We start from the raw sequence: 17687 nt of genomic DNA on the forward strand, positions 1-17687 counted from the left end.
AACCCCTCCCCCTGTCCCTAATCTGGCTTTTTGTAAGCTACCAGCTTCGGGGTATAATAATGGGCAGCGTAAACGGCACCCAGGGGATTATGGGCCAGCACCCGATCCTTGACTGCCAGCACAGTAACCGGAGCTGCCGAATATTTGATAAATAAGCTATCATGCCCGACACAAAGGCCCAATAAAACGTTCAATTCCGTTCCGGCCCGGTTCAATATGTGCGCCTGCGCGATGGGATTGCACATGGGTTCAAATTGACCGGGGCGGACCTTTTGTTCGTCCCGTATACCTAAAAACTCTTTGGGCGTAGAACCGGTCTTGCACATTACCGATTCGACAACAAATCCTGCCTGCTTGAAAATCTTTGCTACCTCGGCTGCTTCCTTGCGCAACCCAACGCAGAAGGCCAAGCCCAATCTGGTAAAGCCGGCCATGCGGCTGAACTGGATGATTTCCTCCAGCCTGGTCCATTTGCGGTAACCGGCAGATTCAGTTAAGGCCGAGTTAAGGGCTAGATTAAATACGCCCGGCCCCTGGTATTCCTTTCTGGCCTCCTCTAAAACGCTGCCTTCGGATTTCATGGGACAGTGCTCCGGAATCTTCCCCGTCTGACCCGTGTAGCAAGCATAAATTCCACATTCTGCACACCTGCTCATCATGGTTCACTTCCTTTCTCAAGCGCAAGGGAATGGCACGTTAATGGCCATTCCTTTGTCTGATTTATACGTGGCATACGTCCTCAGGCACCGTGATTCCTTTGGGACATTTTTCAGGTAAATTTTTAATGAATAACCTTAAAATGTCACGAGGTACCTTCATTAACTGCAGGCGGGCGGCACCCAGGACATCCCGGGGATCCAGGGCCAACCGCAAACCCTTCACCAGGGCCGCCGGTTTTACTTCCCCGGGATCATCCATGGCTGCGTGACAAACCCCACAGAGAATGCAGGTGGCCGGGCTTTCCAGTTTCCGTGCCACCTCCGGCGTCATGCGACCGTCGTGATTGTCCCGGATAACCACCCAGGGAACCACTGCTTTAAGAGATTCAAAGAAGGGGTCCAGATCCACCACCAGGTCTTTCAGCTGCCTGAAATGGGGTAGCGGCTCCAGGGTAATGCGCCCGTCCTCAGTTATGGCGTTACGAATCAGGGTCTGGCAGGCCAGGCCGGGGCGCCCGTTGATACAAAGGGCACAGGAACCACAAATGGCGCTGCGGCAGGAGCGGCGAAAGGATAGCCCGGGATCCTGCTGCCAGGCCTGCAGCAGGGCATCCAGCACCGTGTTATGCTCTTCCACCAACACGGTAAATTCTTGAAAATAGGGTTTTACATCCACTTCGGGGTTAAAGCGGCAGATGTTTAACACCACGTTCATTCCTAGTACCCCCTCTCCTGCGGTGCATAACGGGTAATCTTCACCGGACCGTTACTGAACTCCGGTCTGTCCTCCCCGCGGCGCACAAAAGTATGGCACAGCCAGTTCTGATCATCCCGCTGCGGATAATCAAGCCGGTAATGGGCTCCCCGGCTCTCGGTGCGGCGCAACGCCCCCCGGGCAATGATTTCACATAAATCTAAAAGGTATCCCACCTCCAGGTAATCCATCAGGGCATAATTAAAGGGCTGTACCCCGCCGGGAGGTTTAAGCTTTTGATAACGTTCTTTTAGTTTGGCCAACCGGTTAACCGCATCCTCCAGTTCACTGCCCACCCTGAATACCCCAACCTGGTTGGTCATCAGGTTGGTCATCTCCTGCCGGATGGCAAAAGTGCTGTCCTCCTGAACCCCTTGTCCCCGACCGGCTAACAGTGATGACCAGGATTCATAAGCACGGGTTATGGTTGCTGCAGAAAGGGTTGGCCAGGGCTCCTGCCGGGCCAGTTGGGCAGCCCGGTGACCAGCCCGCCGGCCAAAAACCACGGTCTCCAGCAGGGAATTGCCCCCCAGCCGGTTGGCCCCGTGAACGCTCACATTGGCCACCTCGCCGGCGGCCAGAAGGCCGGGCAAACTGGTCATACCCCAAACATCGGTGCGTACTCCGCCCATACTGTAGTGCTGGGCCGGTTCGATAGGCATGGGTGCACTGGCGGGGTCCACCCCGGCATACCGGATGGCCAGATCCCGCACCTGGGGCAGGCGTTCCGCCACCAGGGCCTCTCCCAGATGGGTTAGATCCAGATGCACGTACTGTCCCTCAAATCCGCGCCCCTCCTTAATCTCCTTGAAAATGGCCCGGGAAACCACATCCCGGGGAGCCAGTTCCATCTTCTGAGGTGCATAATGAACCATAAACCGTTCACCGTGGCAATTGCGCAGGTAGCCACCCTCTCCCCGGGCCGCTTCGGAAATAAGAATGTTGGTACCGTACAAAGTGGTGGGATGGAACTGGACGAACTCCATATCGGAAAGGATTGCTCCCGCCCGGTAAGCAATGGCCATGCCGTCTCCCGTGTTGGCGTGGGCATTGGTGGTCTTGGCAAAGGCCCGACCGTATCCACCCGTGGCCAGGATGACCGCCTTGCTGCGGATTACTTCCAACCTGGCCCGGGCCAGGTCATAGGCCAGCACCCCGGCCACCTGCCCGTCTTCCACCAGTAATTCCACCAGATGCCATTCCGGATAAATCTTAATTCCCCGTCTGAGAACCTGTTCAAAAAGGGTATGCAGTACTACATGGCCGGAGAAATCGGCGGCAAAGCAGGCCCGGGGAAAGCCGGCACCACCCAGGGAGCGCTGGGCCACCCTGCCTTCGGGGGTACGGGTCCAGGGCACACCCATCCGCTCCAGCTCTAAAATCACTTCCGGCCCCTCGCTGCAAAGTACCTCGATGGCATCCTGATCCCCGAGGTAATCGCTCCCCTTGACAGTATCAAAGATATGGTCCTCTATACTATCGTCTTCCCCCAGGGCGGCGTTAAACCCCCCTTGCGCTGCCCCGCTGTGGGAACGGGTGGGGTAGATCTTGCTCAAAACGGCCACATCGGCCTTTTGCGAGGCCACCAGCGCAGCCATCAGGCCGGCCAGCCCGCCCCCCACCACCAGCACTTCGTGCATGAGCATTCTTCCAAAGCACCTCCTTAAATCCTTTTGCACCCTTACTTTTCAACGTCGCTTTTTGTTTCCGGAGCCAGATGCAGTTCCCGGGCGAATGGGGTATAATTGGTCTGGCGATGATACTCCGGTACGGGCCAGCCAAAACGGCGCCGCTGCCTTAACCGGAAGGCTGCCGCGTGCTTTTTCAGCTCGTACCCTATCCCGGCGGCCAGGCGGGCAGCTTCCAGGGGAATCGTTTCCACATAGCCGTTTTTCACGGCCCCATCCAGCAGCTCTTCACCAGCTGGACTGCGCACCAGGCAGGAAGACGTTCCTAAAGCATGCCCGGCCCGCACCTGCGGGTCCCAGTAGTCACCTACCGACAGGTCAGCCAGTTCCGCGGCCCAATCCACGCACATCTCGCAGCGATCCCGCTTGAAGGCAGGCATGAGATGGTGGTACATATACTCGTGGCGGTCCAGGAGCGACCTCCGCCCGTCCTTCAGTTCCACCACCAGGTGGCCCGGCCAATCGCCGCCCCGGTAACTCAGCGAGGCAATATCTTCCAGCCTATCCACTCCCAGACGTTCTACCAGCAGGTGGCGCGTACCCTCAAAATAAAACTGGGAGGCGCAAAAAAGCCCCACCATCAGCACCACGCCCCGTGCCAGGGAAGCGGGCTGACCGTAAAACTGCATCTTGCGCAAGCCGTGGATATGACAGGGTAAACCCACCACCGCCAGGCGCCGGTAACCCTGTTCCAGAGCCCGGTTTAAAAGGGTGTTTACCGGTACACAGGCATACTTGCTCTGGGCCGCAGCCAGGAGCTGTTCGCGGTCCACCGCCAGCCTGGCCCCGGTACGCCAGGGCTGGTCCTGCCGGAAACCGGCTACCAGCGCGCCATCGATAATGCCCTTTTCCAGGGCATAAATCAGCAGGGCCGTAACCAATCCCCCGCCGGCACCCAGTTGCCTGGTGGCCCGGTCAGTGGCCCAGCCAGCCCGGGCTTCCCGGTAAAGACCCAGGTCGGGAATCTGTTCTTCCCTAACCCGGCCAAAAACAAACTGTTCCAGGGCAGGTAAGTTCACCTCTTCCCCGGGGCAGACGGCGGTACAGATACCGCAACCGGCACATTCCCCGGTTAATTCAGGCAGTGGTTCGTCATCCACATAAGCCCAGCCGATGGCCCCTGCCGGGCACACTCCGGTGCAAGTTCCACAGGTAGTACACAGCCCCCGCCGGATAACCCGGTTTTGCAATTCGGTAAAGGAACCTTTCATTAATACTGGCCTCCCCGGCTGCACCGTGTTTCGTGTTCACCTTTCGTGCTGTGTTATTCCGCAGGAGGACTGCCATACCCTCCCATAGTGGTTTGGCGAAAGTACCTGGAACAAAGCGGCCACATCTACCACGTTCTCCAGATCCAGAACCGCCTGCGCCAGAACCCGCGCCCTCTGTTCTCCCCAGGGCCCGGCAGCCAGAGCATGGAACTTGGTCACCAGTTCTTCGGCAGTAACCGGATTTTCCGGGTCGCCCCGGGGAAAATCCGTCCGTCCCCGGTATGCCTGGCCGGACGGAGTGCTTATCTCCACCACTGCCGGCCAGCGGGCGGGATGGAGGGCGTCAAGCTCCTCGTCCACCACCAGGCTAACCCGGGACATCAGTTCCCGGATTTCCGGATCAAAAAGATTGGCCGGGGTAAAGTCCTCTGGACCACAACGTCCGGTTTTCAAGGCCAGGGCCACACAGAAGGGCAAGCTGAACTTGGCCGCATAGACTGTGGCCGGCTGGTGATTGGCGGTAATGTCCAGGGCCGTGCGGTATGTACGGACGGTGATAGTTGCTATATCAGCTGGTTTAATACCGTAGCGGGTGGCCAGCTCCAGGGCTACATCCACCGCCGGGTGGGTATGACGGCAGGAGGCGTGGATTTTGAAGGAGTTTTCTTCCACCTTGTAGGGAGGCTTGCCCAGGCCGGCGGTAATTTTACTCAGGTCAAACTGGGGAGCCGTAGCCCGGCAGAACCCCCTTTCCCCTTCTAGAATACGCGTAGCTCCGCTAAAACCTTCTCTGGCCAGCAAAGCGGCCAGCACGCCATTCTGGGCGGCCTTACCCGGGTGGAGATGTTTGGACATGGCTCCGTCGACCAGAAATTCCCACAATCCGGCAGCCTGGGTACCGGCATTGCCCAGGGCCCAGACCAGCTGTTCTTTATTTAAACCCAAAAGCTTTCCGGCCGCAGCCGCTGCACCAAAGGTACCGCAGGTACCGGTGGTGTGCCAGAAGTAATAGTGTGACGGGGTAACAGCCTCGCCAACCCGGATGGCCACTTCATAACCCACCACAATGGCCTCCAACAACTGGCGGCCGTTCGCCCTGATCATTTCCGCCACGGCAAGGGCAGCCGGTATCACTGCCGCCCCGGCATGGATGATGGCGGCCCGGTGTACATCATCCAGTTCCATGATATGGGAGGCAATGCCGTTGGCCAGGGCCGCATTGAGGCAGGAGATCTTCTCCCCGGTCGCCAGCAGGGTGGCCTGGGGAGATCCCCCCTGCTGCTTTACAACCGCCTGGACCTTTTGAGCAGGCGCCTGCTGACCGCCGACAGCAGCCGAACCCAGCCAGTCCAGGAAAGCCAGCCTGGCCATATGCACTGTGGTCGCGGGAAGCATATCATATTGGATCTGGCCAATAAAATCGGCCAGCCGGTGGGACAACATGGAAAATCACCTTACTTTCTTCATTGAGATTCCCTCGTCCTTACCCCAGGATCTGTTTTAAAGTGGGAATCAGGTCATCAAAATTATCCAGCACATAGGCACCGGCTTCCCTCAACCTGGCAGTCTTGATGGAAGGACGACCGTAATTGCCGGAAATCAGGGCTGCCGCATGACCGAAAACAGTACCTTCAGGCATGTCTTCCGTAAAGCGGCCGGCAATGTAAGCAATGAGCGGTTTGGTAAACCCTCTTTCCTGGATGAAGGCCGCCGCTTCCTCCTCCTGGGAAGTACCCGGTTCGGAAAAAACGACCACGGCGCGGGTCTGTGGGTCGGCTTCAAAAAGAGCCAGCAGGTCTTTAATGGTACTGCCAATGAGGGCATCCCCACCAATGCTTACACTGGTGCTCACCCCGTAACCGGCACGCTTGATCATCCAGGAGGTTTCGGCAGTCATCCCACCGCTTCTGGAAATCACTCCTACCGGGCCGGGCACAAAGCAGCGCTCTACATTATCTCCCCCAATGGCCCCCAGTTTCACCCGTTCCCCGGGATTGATCATGCCCACGGAATTGGGGCCGATCACCCGCACCCCGGCCCGGCGGGCCAGATTTAAGAATTTCACCGCATCCTTTTGCGGGACGTTTTCGGTGGGAATAAGAATCAGCTTGATCCCGTTGGCCACCGCCTCAGCCACGGCATCGTAAACAAAGGCAGGAGGGACGTAGATCAAGGATGTATCTGGTTGATGTTCCCGGCAGGCCGCCTTTAAGGTATCGTACACCGGTACGCCGTGGACATCCTGCCCACCCTTCCCCGGTGTCACCCCGGCCACGATACGGGTACCGTAGGCCAGGGTGTGCCTGGTGACCATACTGGCCTCCCGGCCGGTGATCCCCTGAATCACAATGCGGGAATGGCGATCAATAAGAATGCCCATTTATGGCTGTCCCCCTTCCCCGTAAACTTCCTTCATCCGGGCCACCATCCGGGCACAGGCCTCGGTTAAAGTTACCTCATCCCCGTAATACTCCACCCCGGCTGCCGTAAAGAGCTCCCGGGCTATGGCGTCATTCACGCCGGCTTCCCGTACCACCACCGGAAAGGTGGCCGGATTGATGTTCAGTTCCTCCAGCGCCCGGATTATCCCCCGGGCCAGCACATCCACCTGCGTGTTATTGGTAATGTTATGGGCGACAAATAACCCTTTCACTCCAGGTTTGGAAAGGATTCCTTTGGTCAGGCCGTATACCTTTGCTTCGGGCGGGTTACCCCCTACTTCTGAATAATTGGCCGGCCGCCCCCCCAGGGACACCAGGGTATCAAAGCACAGGAGGCTGCCGCCACCACCCCCGCACATGAATCCGATATCACCGCCGGGCATCTCGGTATAGCGGGCCGTACCCCGGTAGGGGTCGGATTCATTTACTTCCACCATTTTCTTTTCCAGTTCCGTAAGGGGACGCCAGGCACGTTCACTGCCCAGCTGGACCATGTCCGCAAGACGGGGCTGACGGTACATGGCGCTATCATCCACGCTCATCACCGCCGCCGCGGCTACCAGTTCTCCCCCGGTGGTTACCACCAGCGGGTTGACCTCCAAAAGATAGGCATCGTAACGGTCAAAGGTGGCATAGAGTTTGCTTAACAGTGCCCCTGCGGCACCCAGCAGTTTGCCCCCTACCCCCAGGTCCGCCCAGATCTCCCTGGCCCGAAAGCCGGGCAAGCCTTCAAAGGGGTCCACCTGGTGAATGACCATCTCGGCCGGGTAGGAACGGCTCAATTCCTCCACATCCACCCCGCCCCTGGTGCTGGCGATGATCACCGGCAACTGTTTGTTCTTGTCGTAGGTAATGGAAAGGTACCATTCCTGGGCCACGTCCAGTTTTTCTTCCACCAGGACCTTTTCCACGGGGAAATGCCGCACCGTGATGCCCAGCAACTCCCCGGCCCTTAAAGCCGCTTCCTGTGGCGTGTCGGCAAATTTAATGGCTCCGGCCTTACCCCGTTTGCCCACGGGCACCAGCGCCTTAATGACCACGGGTTTACCTATACGCCGGGCGGCCTCCTGAGCTTCGTCTTCGCTGGTGGCCACCTCGTAACTGGGCACCGCTATGCCCATCTCTTTGAACAACTGCTTGCTGTGATGTTCCAGCAGACGACCCACTGTTTTCCCCCCTCAAACTCTTTGTTCTCCCGATCCTTTTTCCCCCGCCAGACCTAAAGCCCGGGCAATGGCCAGCGTCCGCCTGGCCCAGGCTGCCACGGGGTAATCAATAAACTTACCCTCCAGCTGCACTGCCGCAATGCCTTCAGCTTCGGCCTGTGCAAAGGCCTGTGCCACTTTAGCCGCATAATCAATTTCCCTGGGCGTGGGAGAAAAGATTTCGTTTACGGGTCCCAGTTGCGCCGGGTGGATCACCAGCTTACCGGCAAAGCCCAGACTGCGCACCAGGCGGCATTCCTCTGCCAGCCCTTCCTCATCTTTAATGTTGGGGTAAACTGTATCGATGGGTCCTTCAATGCCGGCCGCCCGGCTGGCCACCACCAGATGGGAGCGGGCATAAAAGATCTCCGTACCCTGACCGGTCAGCGATGTGCAGATGTCCAGGGTGTAATCCACGGCCCCGAAAGCCAGCCGCTTTACCCGCGGGCAGCTGGTGGCCACCTCATAGGCATTCATCACCCCCCGGGCCGTTTCCACCAGGGGAATGAGTTCCATCTCGCCGGTCGGCAAACCGTATTCCCTTTCCAGCTGACCGATGAGCCAGTCCACCCGCCTGACTTCTTCGGCGTCTTCAGCCTTGGGCAGCATGATGCCCGCCGGCCGGCCCCCCACCACCGCCATCAGGTCACCCACAATCCAGCGGGTGTTGACCCCGTTCACCCGCACGTAAATACCCTCGCGGCTCGTACGTCCCAGGACATCCAGCACCAGGCTCCGTGCCCGCACCTTTTCGGATACCGCCACGGCATCTTCCAGGTCCAGGATCACCGCATCGGCATCAAGGGACAAGGCCTTGTCTACCTTGCGCAAGTCGCTGGCGGGAGCAAAGAGGAAACTGCGCAACGGCTTTTCCATTCAACCTCACCTCCTGCTACCAGTGAGAAGCAAATTCCTTACCAAGCAAGAAGACAACCACAAAGGGCTTGGAAGTGCAGCAATATACGCAGGCCTGAAGGCAGAAGGCATACCGGTAGGTTATTTTAAATGTTTCACTTTTGCAATGGCATTTGAGATCATGCAATGACAAACATTGCAAATATGAAAAGCCACGGCTCCACAGGCCATGGCCACAAAGGGGAAAAGGTTTTTTAAGAGCCCGTTGTCGACCCTGATAGCAGCCCGAGTCTCTTCATCTTGCGCCACAAAGTGGTGGTGCTGATACCCAGCTTCTCAGCAGCTCGCCGGCGGTTGTAGCCCGTTTCTTCCAGTGCCCGCAAGATGGTTGACCGTTCCACGGCCTGGGTAGTTCCTTTCAACACGCAAAAACTCGGTGTTTTAAAAAAAGATCCATCGTTATCGGTCTTTGGCAGGTGCCCTTGGGAATTCAATTTTGCAAAGTAATATACCGGTGCGATTTGTCCGGATTGGGTTGCTGTTGCCGTGTTTTCCGGTAGCCGGCAGGCGCAGTTGCGAATTAGGGCGGGAAGATCCGAGGGTAGGATTACTTCGTGGGTGGCCAGGTTCATGGTTCTTTCAATGCAGTTCTGCAATTCCCTTACATTGCCCGGCCAACTGTAAGCCATTAGGCATTCCAGGGCCTCGGGGGAAATATCCCGTACAAAGGTACCGAAGGTGTCCCGGAACTGTTTGATAAAGTGCCGCACCAGCAAGGGGATGTCCTCCACTCTTTCCCGCAGGGGGGGGATGCGCAGGTCCACCACATTGAGGCGGTAAAACAGGTCTTGGCGAAACTTGCCACTGGCCACCATTTGCCACAGGTCCTTATTGGTGGAAGCAATTACCCGCACATCCACGGGAACCGGTTTCTTGCCCCCAATGCGCACCACTTCCCTTTCCTGCAGTACCCTCAATAAACGGGACTGCAGTTCCAGCTCCATTTCACTGATCTCATCCAGGAACAGGGTGCCCCCGCTGGCCTGTTCAAAAAGACCCTGCTGGCCTTCTCTGCGGGCGCCGGTAAAAGCCCCGGCTTCATAACCAAAAAGCTGGCTTTCCACCAGGCTGGCCGGAATGGCCCCGCAGTTTATGGCCACAAAGGGACCACCGGACCGCTGGCTGGCATTGTGAATGGACTGGGCAAAGAGTTCCTTCCCGGTGCCCGTTTCTCCATAGAGCAACACGGTGGAGTTGGTTACCGCAACCTGGCGGGCCTGGCGGATGCAATGCTGGATGGCCCGGCTGGTACCGATGATATGGGCGAAGGTATAGCGGGGGTAATCCCGTCGACTGGTGCTGGCCAGCATTTTCTTTTGTTTCACCGCCAGGACATTGTTAAAACCAAGACCGAATTCAGCAGTAACAGGAATGCGCACGGCCATGGCCCCCTCCTCCAGGAGGGACGGCCCTATAACCGGCCGCCCCAGTTCCATGGCCTGCCTGCCCAGGTAGGTAAATTCCCCCATCCCCCTGACCGATTCCTTTCCACCCGACCCCACGCTGAAAAAGCGCATCCCCTGGCGGTCAAAGAGCACCGCCTCGCCCCCGGCCACCCGGGCAATCAAAGGGAGGGCCTCCCGGAAGGTTGCCTTTAAACCAGCCTCCCGGCGGGCATGCAGCAAATTGTTTACTGCCAGAAGGCAACCCTCCAGGGGCAGGAAGAAATGCAGCACCCCTTCTTCCCTGCGGGAAGGAAACAGCAGGGGACTACTGATTTGCCGGACCTCTTCCAGACCCTCATAGTTTTCCAGGGGATAATGGGGAACCTCCCGGCCCGAGGCATCCACGGTTTTGGTGTTGCCACTGCACAGGTCAATAACCGTGGCATAGCCACCGGCCAGCCGGGCAATCATACCAAGAGCGGCACAAAGGGTTTCAAACAAGCCGTCCATACTTCCCCCCCCAGCCGGTTAACGTTCCATCAGCACCCGGGGAATGTACAGGGAAATCTCGGGCCAGAAGATGAAGATAACCAGTCCGGCAATGAGAATTAAGATAAAGGGCAGCACGCCCCTGATTACCTCTTCGACCCGTGCTTTAGCCATGGCCGAAACCACAAAGAGGTTCAGGCCCACCGGCGGGGTAATCATGGCCAGCTCCATGTTCACCGTCATGACCACGGCAAACTGGATCAGGTCGATGTTCAGCGCCTTGATGATGGGCAGCAGCAAGGGCAGGGTAATCAGGGTAATGGAAACGGCCTCCAGGAAAGTGCCCATGATGAAGAACATCAGGTTGGTGGCAAAAAAGAAGGCATAACGGTTCAGGTGGCTGTCGGCAATCCATTCGGCTATCTTATTGGGCACCTGTTCTGAGGTCAGGAACAGGCCGAAAACCATGGCAGCGGCAATAATCAGGTAGATCATTGAGGAGATATTGATGGCCTCCTGGAAGACTTTACGGATGTCCGGCAGCTTTAATTCCCGGTAAATAAAAGCGGAAACGATGATGGTATAAAATACGGAAAGCACTGCTGCCTCAGTGGGGGTAACTATACCCAAATAAATACTTCCCAAAATGAAGACCGGTAAAAAGGCACCGGGCAGGGCCTTGACGGTGGCCGTCCAGCGATCCCGCCAGGATGCCGGTTCACCGCGCCCGTAGCCCTTAATTTTGGCATAGAGAATCGCGAAGACAACCAGCATGCCGGCCAGGAAAAGACCGGGCAGCAGCCCGCCCATGAAAAGTTTGCCAATAGATTCCTCAGCCACTATCCCGTAAACCACCATGGTCACGCTGGGAGGAATGAGGATACCCAACGTACCGGAGGCTGCAATAAGGCCCATGGCATAGCGCTTATCGTAACCCCCTTCAATCATGGCCGGAAGCATGATGGCACCAATGGCCGCAGCCGTAGCCGGGCTGGAACCGGAAATGGCGGCAAAGATGGCGCAGGCCAGAATGGTAACCACCGACAGACCTCCAGGCAGGTGGCCGAACCAGCTGCGCAGGGCAGCGATGAGATATCTGGCTATACCCCCGTGGGACATGAGCACTCCGGCAAAGACAAAGGCCGGAATGGCCATCAAAGGCGGCGAGAGGAGGGAGGCAAACATGCGCTGCACGATCATATACATGGTAAAATCGGTGGTGGTAGCTAAAACGATTAGGGCAGCCACCGCCAGGCTGATGGCAACGGGCACGTTGATCAGGAAGAGTAGCACGAATATACAAAACAGCAACGCCGTTTCCATCGGCGGCACTCCTTTCCATCTTCATTCTTTTTAGTCTGGGCGTCTACTCTGGGCAGCTAACCAGTCTTTTCCGCCATTTTTAAAATGAAATAAAAGTTTCTCTATAAAACGGGCGGTAAACATTACACCACTGATGGGCATAACCAGGTTGACAATCCATAAGGGAAACTGGCTGTCGGTGGAGCGCTGCCCGGACATGATGTAAGTATATACCAGCTGGTACCCGTAAAAGGTGTAAAACAGGGCAAAACCCACCCCAATCAAATGGGCCAGAATGCTCACCCGGTAGCGAATGCCCAGGGGCAGCAGTCTGTAGACCATATCCACCTTAATGTGGTGGTCATTCCTCAAAGCCACGGCAATGCCGCATAACGTCCCCCACACCACAAAATAAACCGAAAACTCATCAAGGAGGGACTGGGGGCGCCCCCAAATATAACGCAACAGGACGTTGACAAAGACCAGTGTCAGCCCGGTGAACAAAAGACCTCCAGTAAAGTAGTCCTCAAAGGCCTCATAAGCTTTCTTGAATCGTTCCACACTAAACCCCCCTCAAAAAAAGGCAGGTAAATGTCATGTTTTTTCGTAATTTGGCGAAGCAAGGGGCAAAAAGGGGGACGGGCTGGTGAACCATACCGGGGCCCGCCCCCGGTGAAAAGCTATTTATTTAGTGTTCCGGGCCGCTTCAATGTACTCCCGGCCAATCTTATCGGTATACTTATCATAAACCGGTTTCATGGCTTCGATAAAAGCCTGGCGGTCCGCATCGGTAAGGGTGTAGATTTCCAGCTTGCCGCTGTTCTTCAGGTTCTCAAAGCTTTTCTGGTTCAGTTCATCGGCCAGCTGGCGCTCGTAGTCGGTAGCCTCTTTCATGCATTCCATAAAGAGCTTCTTCTGATCTTCCGTCAGGCTGTTCCAGAAAGTGGTATTGGTGAGCACCACATAATCCAGACGGCCATGGCCGGAAACGGTAAGGTATTTCTGTACCTCGGCGTACTTCTGGGTGTCTATGTTGTTGAAGGTGTTTTCCTGGCCGTCCACAGTCCCGTTTTGCAGGGCCACGTACACTTCACCAAAGGCCAGGGTCTGGGAACCGGCACCTAAAGCCTTAAACTGCTCATCCAGCACACCACCGCTCTGGGTCCGGAACTTTAAACCCTTGAAGTCTTCCGGCCTCTTTAAAGGCCGCTTGCTGTTGGTAAAGTGCTTGGATCCGTTGGGCCACCAGGCCAGGCCCAGCATGCCCTGAGATTCCAGGGAGTGCAGCAGCTTCTGGCCGTATTCCCCGTCGTAGAACTTATATGCGGCCTCATCGCTCTCAAACAGGAAAGGCATATCCACCAGCTGGAAGGCCGGGTTAAATCCTACCAGCTTGGTCACCGAAGGGGCAATGAGCTGCACGTTGTTTGCCCTTAAGGCCTCAAGCTCTTCCTTGTCACCGTAAAGCTGGGAGGAAGGGTAAACCTCCACCTTGAACTGGCCGTTGGATTTGGCCTCCAATAATTCTTTGAATTTTAAGGCCGCCTGTCCCTTGGGTGTGGTTTCAGCCACTACGTGGGAAAACTTAACCACAATGGGTTTCTTCTCCCCGGTCCCCTGGGCGCCCTTCTTTTCCCCGCCGCAACCGGAAGCCGTAAGCATCAGGCCCAGGGCCAGAAGGGCCACCAGGAAAATTTGGATTACTTTTTTCATTTTTTAGTCAAACCCCCTTAACTTTTTGACAGTCAGTTAACTTAGAACCTTCTGAATTATCAGTTCATTAATCCTCCAATGAACTAAATTTGCCGCCCCCCTTCTCTTTGTTATTTATAAAGCTACCATAGCCCTCAGGAGCCTGCTGCAGGGGAACCCTTTAACCTGAACGCTTCATCCAGAAGTTCAGCACCGATAATCGGTCTGAACTTCTGGTAGAGGGGTTCCAGAGCCGCCTGCCACTCTGCCCTTTCTCCCTCAGTCTGTATATGTACATGGACCTTTCCTGATTCCTTAATTTGCCTGAAGTTTTTGTCATTTAAACGTGCCGCCTGCTCCCGCTCCCACCAGGTCACCTCAGCCAGGGTCTTTTCAATAATCTCGCGTATATCGGGAGGCAGAGAGCGCCAAAAGGTGGCATTGGTCAGAACCACGTAACCCATATAACCATGATTGCTAACCGTCATATAGGGCTGTACCTGGTAAAAACGCTGGGAATAAATATTGGACATGGTGTTTTCCTGACCGTCCACCTGATTTCTGGACAGGGCACCGTAAACATCGCTAAAGGGCATCTGGGTGGCATTTGCTCCCAGGCTACGAAATTGCTCTTCCAGTACCTGGCTGTTAATCATCACCCGGAAAGTTAAACCGGCAAAGTCACGGGGATGCACCAGAGGTCTTTTGCTGTTGGTCATTTGTTTAAATCCGTTATCCCAGAAGGCCAGGGGATGAATATTATGGGGTTCCAGGGTGGCAAAAAGCTTTTTGCCTATTTCCCCATCCAGAGCCTGGTGCACCTGTTCTTCGTTCTCAAAAAGATATGGTAAATCAAGCAACTGCCATTGGGGAGCAAGGCAGCTTAACTTGGACGTGGTGGGGGCAATGATCTGGACCGCACCTTGCTGCAGGGCGTCCATTTCCTCTCCATCCTTATAGAGTACGGAATTGGGAAAAACCTGTACTTCCACCCGCCCTCCGGTCCGCTCCTGCACCAACCGGGCAAACCGCCGGGCCGCCTGCCCTTTAGGGGTATCCTCGGCCACCACATGGGAAAACTTGATTACAATCTTTTCCCGGGGATCTACCTGTTCCCCGTCGGGCCCCCGCCGGTCACATCCTGTGGTGATAAATACCACCGCCATGAAGATCAATAACCATATTCTTGCCCGATCAATCATGGCTGACCACTGCAACCTCCTTAACGGAGTGACCCCGGGAAGCAAATCCCAATTCAGTAATATGTTAATTGCTCCAGTTTTCTGATATCTCGTCCTAATTCTACCCCCATTTACCATCAATCCGCAATATTGCGGCCATAAAGTTGATTTTGGTCTTTATGTTCAGCGGTTAAACTATCTTATATCTTTTGATGGGACGACCTACGGAACCGTATTGCATCTCCAGGGTCACCCTGCCCAGCTGGCTCAAGTATTCTAAATAACGACGGGCGGTCACCCTGGCCAGCCCCAAACCGGCAGCCACCTCTTCGGCCGACAGGGCACCCCCATCTTTAATCAGGAAAAGTAAAATCTGCTTTAAAGTTACCTCATTTAAACCCTTGGGCATCTCTGCTGCACCGACTTCGTTAACAACTACCGGAGTTCGTCCCAGGGCCAGGCGGTCGATATCATCCTGATCCAGCCGGCCATCTTTGTTTAAACGGCTGTATAAATGGGCAAAGCCCTCCAGGGCAGTCTTTAAACGGCCGAATTTAAAGGGTTTAATGATGTAATCCACCGCTCCGTAACGGAAGGCGTTTTGAACGGTCTCCGCATCCTGAGCCGCAGTTACCAGCAATACATCAGTCGGCAAACCCCGGCGGCGAATCTCCTGCAGGGCAGCCAGCCCGCTCATATCCGGCAGGTAAACATCCAAAAGGGTCAGGGCGGGCTTCAAGCAGGCAGCCATCTCCACTGCTTCCTTCCCCGTGCGTGCCACGCCCACTACTTTAAAGCCGGGTATGGCGTTGACAAAACCACGGTTTACCTCCACCACCATGGGATCATCTTCAACAATGAGCACACCAATGATACTCACAAGCCTCACCCCCGTAAATTACCTCCGGGCAAGTGTTGTTCCGTCTTGACAGGTATTCTTAAAAGACGCACCTCTACCCACTCATTAATGACAGGGAATATGCACCGTAACAGTGGTCCCCTCCCCCTCCCGGGATTCCACGGTAATTTTTCCGCCAGCTGTATCAATGTGCTTTTTTACCAGATACAAACCGATTCCCCGTCCGGTACCCTTGGTGGAAAATCCCTGCTCGTAAATCCGCTCCTGAATGTGGGCCGGTATGCCTACCCCCCAGTCCCGCACAACCACCACCAGGCTCCCCGGTTCATCCCGCATCTCAAAGGCCACCCGCTTCCGGGAGGGCTCCATCTCCCGCACCGCATCAAGGGCGTTTTCCAAAAGATTGCCCAGCACCACCCCCAGGGCGGCGGCATCCATGCAGGGCGGCAACCGGGAAAGCCGGCAGGAGCGGTCGATATGCAGGTCCACTTTTAGCTCCCGGGCCCGGCTAAATTTACCCAGCAGCAACCCGGCAATACTGTAATCGCAGATGTTTTTGGTGAGCAGGCGGGTAAGTTCCTGTTGTTCCTCAGTAACGGCAAAGATATAATCCACGGCTTCCTGCACCCGGTTCAACTGGAGCAATCCGGCAATGGTATGCAAACGGTTCAGATACTCGTGGTTTTGCACCCGGAGGGCCTCCACAAAGGATTTTACACCGGTTAATTCCTCAGCCAGGCGATGCACCTCGGTACGGTCCCGAAAGGAAGCCAGCACCCCGACAATTTCCCCTTTCACCCGTACAGGTACACGATTAACAATAATGACGGTATTATTTAAAACCTGCTCCTGGTTAAACTCCGGTTGACCCGTTTGCAACACCCGGGGCAAAAAACTATCCGGGAGCACTTCGGTAATGGACCGGCCCACCACCTCGTCATCCGTACCCAACAAACGTTTGGCTTCTTCGTTGATCACGGTAATACACATATTCCGGTCGATAGCAATAATACCCTCGCCCATGGCCTGCAGCATGGCCGTGCGTTCTTCCAGGATGCGGGCGATCTCCTCGGGCTCCAGAGTGAACATGGCCCCTTTAATCCTGCTGGCCAGATAGAGGGAACCCAGCAAACCAGCCAGCAAACCGATGGCCAGAGATGGGTAGAGCTGGGCCTGTATGGCCCGGAAGAGCTCGGCAAAAGTGGGGGTAATAATACCCACTACCACCACTCCCACCTGCCGCGTACCTTCATCCACCTTGATGGGAGAAAAGGCACGGACGGCCGGACCCATCACCCCGACGGTACGGGTGATATACTCCCGGTCGGACAGGGCCGGGTCCAGATCCCGATCGGAAAATTTGCCTCCGATGCGTTCGGCCACCGGGTGAGAATAACGCACCCGGTTCATATCCACCACGACAATGTACTCCACCCCGGTAGCCAGCCTTATTTTTTCAGCCACGGGCTGAATGATGCTGGAACCGCCGGGATTTCCTACATTATTCTGGATGGTCTCCATCTGGGCAAGGGTACGGGCAATGGCCAGGGCACGCATGCCCATCTCCTCTTCAAGCAGGTGGGACACCTTAATCCCGATGAGCAGGACGGCCACCAAAATGGCCAGCACCACCGAAACAAAGGTCAAAATGGCCAACCTGGTACGCAGGGGTAGAATACGTCGATAAATGTCCAAGGCAGCCAACTCTCCCCCAGATGTTTATGACTATTGGGACTATTAACATAATTCGATAACCCAAGGACCAAACCCTCCTGGAGGGTCTTGCAGAAAGGCCGGTACGAAAGCAGGAGAAACCATCGAGGCATAGAAAAATAGCTCTGGGCAGTTCTATAGCTTTAGGAAACAAAGCTATTGGTAATAATAACCCACAAGGTTAAACAATCCC

Annotated in this window: 15 protein-coding genes; all 15 read right to left on the minus strand. The window is 55.9% G+C overall.

The window, feature by feature from the left end; all coding sequences use genetic code 11:
• Window positions 1-17: 17 nt before the first annotated feature.
• Complete coding sequence (locus tag D7024_RS09990; protein WP_165859340.1) at window positions 18-656, minus strand: DUF1847 domain-containing protein; 639 nt, start codon at window positions 654-656, stop codon at window positions 18-20.
• Between the two features lie 64 nt (window positions 657-720).
• Window positions 721-1374: a succinate dehydrogenase/fumarate reductase iron-sulfur subunit gene (locus tag D7024_RS09995; protein ID WP_121451669.1), complete on the minus strand. Its 654-nt coding sequence runs from the start codon at window positions 1372-1374 to the stop codon at window positions 721-723.
• A 2-nt stretch (window positions 1375-1376) separates the two neighbouring features.
• Window positions 1377-3059 (minus strand): FAD-dependent oxidoreductase, encoded by a 1683-nt coding sequence (locus D7024_RS10000; protein WP_121451670.1) that lies wholly within the window; start codon window positions 3057-3059, stop codon window positions 1377-1379.
• Window positions 3060-3094: 35 nt separating this feature from the next.
• A complete protein-coding gene (locus tag D7024_RS10005; RefSeq protein WP_121451671.1) occupies window positions 3095-4312 on the minus strand; it encodes a Coenzyme F420 hydrogenase/dehydrogenase, beta subunit C-terminal domain in 1218 nt (405 codons plus the stop codon).
• A 36-nt stretch (window positions 4313-4348) separates the two neighbouring features.
• On the minus strand, window positions 4349-5755 hold the full coding sequence (locus D7024_RS10010) for an MmgE/PrpD family protein (protein WP_121451672.1): 1407 nt from the start codon (window positions 5753-5755) through the stop codon (window positions 4349-4351).
• A 40-nt stretch (window positions 5756-5795) separates the two neighbouring features.
• The gene (locus D7024_RS10015) at window positions 5796-6692 is read right to left on the minus strand and encodes a succinate--CoA ligase subunit alpha (protein WP_121451673.1); all 897 of its coding nucleotides are present in this window, start codon (window positions 6690-6692) and stop codon (window positions 5796-5798) included.
• Entirely contained in the window at window positions 6693-7919 is a 1227-nt protein-coding gene (locus D7024_RS10020) for a succinate--CoA ligase subunit beta (protein WP_121451674.1), read from the minus strand.
• 12 nt (window positions 7920-7931) lie between these two features.
• Window positions 7932-8834, minus strand: a complete 903-nt coding sequence (locus D7024_RS10025) for an HpcH/HpaI aldolase/citrate lyase family protein (protein WP_121451675.1) — start codon at window positions 8832-8834, stop codon at window positions 7932-7934.
• Between the two features lie 233 nt (window positions 8835-9067).
• Window positions 9068-10768 (minus strand): sigma-54 interaction domain-containing protein, encoded by a 1701-nt coding sequence (locus tag D7024_RS10030; RefSeq protein WP_121451676.1) that lies wholly within the window; start codon window positions 10766-10768, stop codon window positions 9068-9070.
• Window positions 10769-10786: 18 nt separating this feature from the next.
• Window positions 10787-12070, minus strand: a complete 1284-nt coding sequence (locus tag D7024_RS10035) for a TRAP transporter large permease (RefSeq protein ID WP_121451677.1) — start codon at window positions 12068-12070, stop codon at window positions 10787-10789.
• A 30-nt stretch (window positions 12071-12100) separates the two neighbouring features.
• The gene (locus D7024_RS10040) at window positions 12101-12610 is read right to left on the minus strand and encodes a TRAP transporter small permease (protein ID WP_121451678.1); all 510 of its coding nucleotides are present in this window, start codon (window positions 12608-12610) and stop codon (window positions 12101-12103) included.
• Window positions 12611-12733: 123 nt separating this feature from the next.
• Complete coding sequence (locus D7024_RS10045; RefSeq protein WP_121451679.1) at window positions 12734-13762, minus strand: TRAP transporter substrate-binding protein; 1029 nt, start codon at window positions 13760-13762, stop codon at window positions 12734-12736.
• A 134-nt stretch (window positions 13763-13896) separates the two neighbouring features.
• The gene (locus D7024_RS10050) at window positions 13897-14943 is read right to left on the minus strand and encodes a TRAP transporter substrate-binding protein (RefSeq protein ID WP_121451680.1); all 1047 of its coding nucleotides are present in this window, start codon (window positions 14941-14943) and stop codon (window positions 13897-13899) included.
• Between the two features lie 169 nt (window positions 14944-15112).
• A complete protein-coding gene (locus tag D7024_RS10055) occupies window positions 15113-15802 on the minus strand; it encodes a response regulator (RefSeq protein WP_121451681.1) in 690 nt (229 codons plus the stop codon).
• Between the two features lie 84 nt (window positions 15803-15886).
• Window positions 15887-17476 (minus strand): ATP-binding protein, encoded by a 1590-nt coding sequence (locus D7024_RS10060; protein ID WP_121451682.1) that lies wholly within the window; start codon window positions 17474-17476, stop codon window positions 15887-15889.
• Window positions 17477-17687 lie beyond the last annotated feature (211 nt).

The sequence above is a fragment of the Desulfofundulus salinus genome, assembly GCF_003627965.1.
Taxonomy (GTDB): domain Bacteria; phylum Bacillota; class Desulfotomaculia; order Desulfotomaculales; family Desulfovirgulaceae; genus Desulfofundulus; species Desulfofundulus salinus.